Source organism: Bacillus sp. JJ1521 (genome assembly GCF_036965165.1).
Lineage (GTDB): Bacteria > Bacillota > Bacilli > Bacillales > Bacillaceae_L > Ferdinandcohnia.
This window is the reverse complement of sequence record NZ_JBALOX010000251.1, coordinates 1-5805: the sequence shown is the minus strand read 5'-3', so window position 1 is coordinate 5805 and position 5805 is coordinate 1. Positions and strand designations below refer to the sequence as shown.

Below are 5805 nucleotides of genomic sequence, written 5' to 3'. Positions count from 1 at the left end.
AATAAAATAAAAAAACAGCAATGAGAGATTCTCTCATTGCTGTGATATACGTAAATTAACAACGTGTCACATCGTGAGATAGCTCTCCAAGATTAACTCATCTTGACAATCTTACGTCTCTTAAACATAAGACCAGCAAAAAAGGTATGAGACCTTTGTTCACTTCGGCGAACTTTCCTTTCAGCAATGATCGCAGGGGCTCATTCCCCTCCAATTGCGTACTGATAAAGCTCGCGCCTCTATCATCACTTCAACGTAATGAAGTGTATTATTATATTAGTTAGGATTATATCAGAGTATTTTTAAAATAGCAACGACTATTCTTTTAATTTTTCAAAGATGGCTTCAGCAGTAGTACGAGGAATATTGGCTTGTTGAATTTCCTCAATACTCGCTTCCTTCATCTTCTTGATCGAACCAAAATGCTTTAACAAAGTTTTCTTCCGTTTTTCACCGACCCCGGGAATATTATCAAGCACAGATTGAAAAGCACTTTTTCCGCGAACTTGACGATGGAAGGTAATTGCAAAACGGTGTACTTCGTCTTGAATTCGTTGAAGAAGATAAAACTCCTGGCTATTTCTTGGCAGTTCCACAATCTCAGGTGGGTCTCCAATCAACAACTCTGAAGTCCTATGCTTCTCATCCTTCGCAAGACCTGCTAACGGGATTTCTAAACCTAACTCATTTTCAAGAATATCCCTTACTGCAGCAAGATGACCTTTACCTCCGTCAATGATAATTAGATCGGGTAATGGAAGATTTTCTTTAAGTGCGCGACTATATCTTCTCCGCACAACCTCCCTCATCGACTCATAATCATCAGGACCTTGAACGGATTTAATTTTATATTTTCTATATTCCTTTTTATCCGGTTTTCCGTCAGTAAAAACTATCATCGCTGAAACCGGGTCTGTTCCTTGGATATTTGAGTTATCAAATGCCTCAATCCGATGAGGAGTGTATATTCCCAATTGTTGACCTAAATTTTCAACTGCTTTGATTGTCCGCTCTTCATCGCGCTCAATTAGAGCAAATTTCTCCGTTAAAGCGATTTTGGCATTTTTCGTTGCTAAATCCACCAGTTGTTTTTTCTTTCCTCGACTCGGCTGTTGAACATTTACCTCTAATAATTGCTCTGCAATTTCATGCTCAATTGAACTTGGTAGTAGAACTTCTTTTGGTTTAAAATGATTTTCTTTCATATAGAATTGTCCAAGGAATGTAAGGAAATCTTGTTCTGGCTCATTGTAAAAAGGATATAATGAGACATCCCGCTCTATTAATTTACCTTGACGAATGAAAAAGACTTGAACACACATCCAGCCTTTATCATAGGAATAACCGAATACATCACGATCGATCAAATCGGTCATGGTCATCTTCTGTTTTTCCATGGTTGTTTCAATATTTGTAATTTGATCACGATATTCTTTTGCTCTCTCGAAATCTAGTTCTTCCGAAGCCTTTAACATTTTTTCAGTTAATTCTGCTTTGATTTCTTTATAACCGCCATTAAGAAAACGAATAATGTCGTCTACCATTTTTTTATTTGTTTCATCAGATATTTCGTTTACACAAGGTGCAAGACATTGACCGATATGATAATACAAACATACTTTATCTGGTAGTGTTGAACATTTTCGTAAAGGATAAATCCTATCTAATAGTTTTTTTGTTTCAGTTGCTGCTAGGACGTTCGGATACGGTCCAAAATACTTACCTTTATCCTTCTTTACTTTTCGCGTAATTAATAAACGAGGATGTTTTTCAGCGGTAATTTTAATAAAAGGATATGTCTTATCATCCTTTAGCATGATATTGTATTTCGGATCATGTTTTTTGATTAAATTTATTTCTAGTAGCAAAGCTTCAATATTTGAAGAGGTTACGATATATTCAAAGTCCTCAATTTCATTTACTAGTCTCAATGTTTTTCCATCATGCGACCCTGTAAAATAAGACCGAACACGGTTCTTTAATACTTTTGCTTTTCCTACATAAATAATGGTCCCTTGCCTGTCCTTCATTAAGTAACAGCCAGGCTGGTCCGGTAATATCGCTAATTTTTCTTTAAGATGATCGTGCATATTCACCACTCCATCTGCAATAAAATCCATTGTACGCATTTGCGTTCAGTTATGCCGTACCTTATATTGTAACATTTTTAAGATGAAGTTGTACGTNNTGATTAGCAAGTCTTCCAGCTAATGCTTCTTTTGGTTGGTAGCCTACTACTTTATCTACAACTTCACCGTTTTTGAATACAAGTAAAGTTGGGATGCTCATTACGCCAAACTTAGCTGCAGTTTCTTGGTTATCGTCTACATCAAGCTTTACGATTTTTACTTTGTCTCCAATTTCAGTATCTAATTCTTCTAATACTGGAGCAATCATCTTACAAGGTCCACACCAAGGTGCCCAGAAGTCAGCTAAAACTAATCCTTCTTTTGTTTCTGTGTCAAAATTTTGGTCCGTTACGTTTGTAATAGCCATTTTAACCCCTCCTAAATATGTTACAAGTTTGAAATTATACCAAGAGTATACCACCTGGAAAATCATTTTACGAATGTTTTGCTTCAAAATAAACAGTTAACTAAATCAGAAATGATAAGATCAGACATTATCCTACATACACAATCATCTTCCCCATTTTATTAGTCTGATATGTATGAAAATAAAAGAGTATATGGACATCTTCAGCCAAAGGTCTTGTGTATTTCATATAAAATAGAAAAAGACGCCCTAGAAGGACGTCTCTTTTGCGTATTGCGGCGAGAGACAGCACTCCACATAGTGCCTTGCCAAAAGGCGTGTCAACTCGACTTATGCAATTCAGCTCATCGCTTGATTAGTATACCATATTTTTCGTCAAAGGTGAAATGGAAAAAATCTCTATAAATAAAACTCCATTACACTTTAAGCATTTACTTTTAATTTCTTGAATTCTTCTGTTAGCATTGGGACAACCTCGAATAAGTCTCCAACGATCCCATAATCTGCAACCTTGAAGATGTTTGCTTCAGGATCTTTGTTGATTGCTACGATTACTTTAGAGTTTGACATTCCTGCTAAGTGCTGGATTGCTCCCGAGATACCACAAGCGATATATAAATCTGGCGTAACAACTTTACCTGTTTGACCAATTTGAAGGGAATAGTCACAGTAATCCGCATCACATGCACCGCGAGAAGCACCAACAGCCCCACCAAGAACACTTGCTAATTCTTTCAAAGGTTCAAAGCCCTCAGCGCTTTTCACTCCACGTCCACCTGCAATAACAACCTTCGCTTCAGACAAATCAACCCCTTCTGTCGCCTTACGTACTACTTCCTTTACAATCGTACGTAAATCTTTAATGTCAACTGACAGAGAAGAAACTTCTCCAGAACGTGATTCGTATTTTTCAAGTGGGGTAATATTATTCGGACGAACACTTGCAATCATTAATCCGTCCGTCACAATTTTCTTTTCAAATGCTTTGCCTGAATAGATTGGGCGAGTAAAGACAATGTTCCCACCTGAGATTTCAATAGCCGTTACATCTGAGATTAAACCAGAATTAAGTTTGCCTGCAATTTTTGGTGATAGGTCTTTTCCTAAAGAGGTGTGTCCAAATACTAAACCTTCTGGTGATTCGGCATCAATAACAGCTAGCAAAGCTTGTGAAAATCCGTCCGGAGTATATGAGCCTAATTTTGCATCTTCTACTGTTACAACCCTGTCTGCACCATATTGGATTAATTCATTTGCTAATGAGCTTACGGAATCTCCAACTAAAACCGCAACAACTTCGCCACCTTCTGCCACTGTTTTACCGGCCGCAATTGCTTCAAAAGATACGTTACGTAATGCACCATCACGTGCTTCCCCTAAAACTAAAACTTTTCTTGACATTATGCGTAACCCCCTAGATTTGTTGAGTAAATTTATTGAAATCGCATACAAAAGCATCCGAAAAAATTATACTACCTTTGCTTCATTATGAAGGAGTGATACTAGTTCTTTGACCTGATCTGCAAGCTCACCTTCAAGTACCCTACCTGCTTCCTTTTTAGGTGGAAGATAGATTTCAATTGTTTTTGTTTTTGCTTCTACATCATCTTCATCCAGATCTAAATCGTCTAACTCAAGCTCCTCAAGTGGCTTCTTCTTTGCTTTCATAATTCCAGGTAAGGATGGGTAGCGAGGCTCATTTAATCCTTGTTGACATGTAACAAGTAACGGTAATGAAGTTTCAATAACCTCTGAGTCCCCTTCTACGTCCCTAACTACTGTTACTTTCGAACCGTCAACTTCAAGTTTTGTAATTGTTGTTACATAAGGAATATCTAAAATTCCAGCAACGCGAGGACCAACCTGACCTGAACCTCCGTCGATCGCAACGTTTCCACCTAAAATGATATCTGCATTCTTATCTTTTAGGTACTCGGCTAAAATCTTAGCAGTTGTATATTGATCCCCATCTTCAAGATCATCTTCTGTATTAATCATTACGGCTTTGTCTGCACCCATTGCTAATGCTGTACGCAATTCCTTATCGGCTTCATCAGTCGTAGCAACAGTGATAACCGTTACTTCTCCACTGTTTGTATCACGAAGTCTAATAGCTTCTTCAACCGCATATTCATCATAAGGGTTAATAATAAATTCAGCACCATCTTCACTGATTAGTCCATTGTTTACAACGATTTTTTCTTCTGTATCAAATGTTCTCTTCAAAATAACAAAGATGTTCATGTGATTCCCTCCTAAGGTTTTGTGCTTTATTGTGGAAAAATCCATATTTGTATCCCGTTTAATTTCTTTGATACTTGAATTCTATTATTTCCCGTTAAAATTTGGCTTGCGTTTTTCAATGAAAGCAGCTATTCCTTCTTGTCCATCCTCTGAGACAAACATTTCCCCGAATAATATCGCTTCTCGCCTAACCGTTGCTTCATATTGTTCATTCTTCATTGAATTTAATAATTCGATTGTAGCTTTTATTGATAATGGGCTTTTCTGGGCAATCTTTTTAGCAATCGACATCGTTTCCTCTTGAAGTTTTTCTTCAGGAAATGCCTGATTTGCCAAACCATACTTGACGGCCTCTATACCACTAATTGGGTCACTAGTCCAAAGCATTTGTGCTGCTTTAGCAATTCCCACGTAGCGTGGTAAGCGTGCTGTACCCGCAAATCCAGGGATTAGTCCAAGCTGTAACTCAGGTAAACCAAGCTTTGCCTTTTCACCCACAAGACGGAAGTGACATGCCATTGCTAGTTCCAGGCCACCGCCTAGAGCTGCTCCGTGGATACTCGCAATAATCGGTTTTGGGAATTGTTCCATTCTTTCAAATAAGGTTTGACCCTTTCTCGCAAGATTTGAAAATTCTTCACCAGAGTCGATTGTCGTAAACTCTTTAATATCAGCCCCAGCTGAGAAGAATCGCCCTTCCCCATGTATAACTAAAACTCTTACAGTATCATTAGACTCGATATCATCTAGCAAACTTGTAAGCTCTTTCAAAACAGCTGTTGATAATGCATTTGCTGGAGGACGATTAAAGGCAATAGTCGCGATATACTCATCTATTTTCACCTTAAAAAACTCCATCTGCATCCCTCCTATTTTATGAATGTACACACCTCTATATGCTAGAGGTGTGATTTTCCGCAACCATTTACTAATAAGGAATGAACATCTTTTGCCAAGGCTGACAAATCATATTTTTGTTCGTTCATGACCCATGTGGTTGCTGTTTCATCAATCGAGCCAAATATCATTTGTCTTGCTAACCGCACATCAAGGTTCGGGTTAAAC

The 5805-nt window shown here is 37.9% G+C and carries 6 protein-coding genes and 1 riboswitch; all 6 genes read right to left on the bottom strand.

Going from position 1 to position 5805, the window contains the following annotated elements:
* Positions 1–71: 71 nt before the first annotated feature.
* Positions 72–250: riboswitch (Lysine riboswitch) on the bottom strand.
* 67 nt (positions 251–317) lie between these two features.
* Positions 318–2090: an excinuclease ABC subunit UvrC gene (gene uvrC, locus V7147_RS23905; protein ID WP_335370293.1), complete on the bottom strand. Its 1773-nt coding sequence runs from the start codon at positions 2088–2090 to the stop codon at positions 318–320.
* 61 nt (positions 2091–2151) lie between these two features.
* A complete protein-coding gene (gene trxA, locus V7147_RS23900) occupies positions 2152–2496 on the bottom strand; it encodes a thioredoxin (protein ID WP_335370292.1) in 345 nt (114 codons plus the stop codon).
* 423 nt (positions 2497–2919) lie between these two features.
* The gene (locus V7147_RS23895) at positions 2920–3897 is read right to left on the bottom strand and encodes an electron transfer flavoprotein subunit alpha/FixB family protein (RefSeq protein WP_335370291.1); all 978 of its coding nucleotides are present in this window, start codon (positions 3895–3897) and stop codon (positions 2920–2922) included.
* 66 nt (positions 3898–3963) lie between these two features.
* Complete coding sequence (locus V7147_RS23890) at positions 3964–4740, bottom strand: electron transfer flavoprotein subunit beta/FixA family protein (RefSeq protein ID WP_335370290.1); 777 nt, start codon at positions 4738–4740, stop codon at positions 3964–3966.
* Between the two features lie 84 nt (positions 4741–4824).
* Complete coding sequence (locus tag V7147_RS23885; RefSeq protein WP_335370289.1) at positions 4825–5598, bottom strand: enoyl-CoA hydratase; 774 nt, start codon at positions 5596–5598, stop codon at positions 4825–4827.
* A gap of 41 nt (positions 5599–5639) precedes the next feature.
* Positions 5640–5805, bottom strand: a 166-nt coding sequence (locus V7147_RS23880) for a TetR/AcrR family transcriptional regulator C-terminal domain-containing protein (RefSeq protein ID WP_335370294.1), incomplete at its 5' end; no start/stop codon positions are given.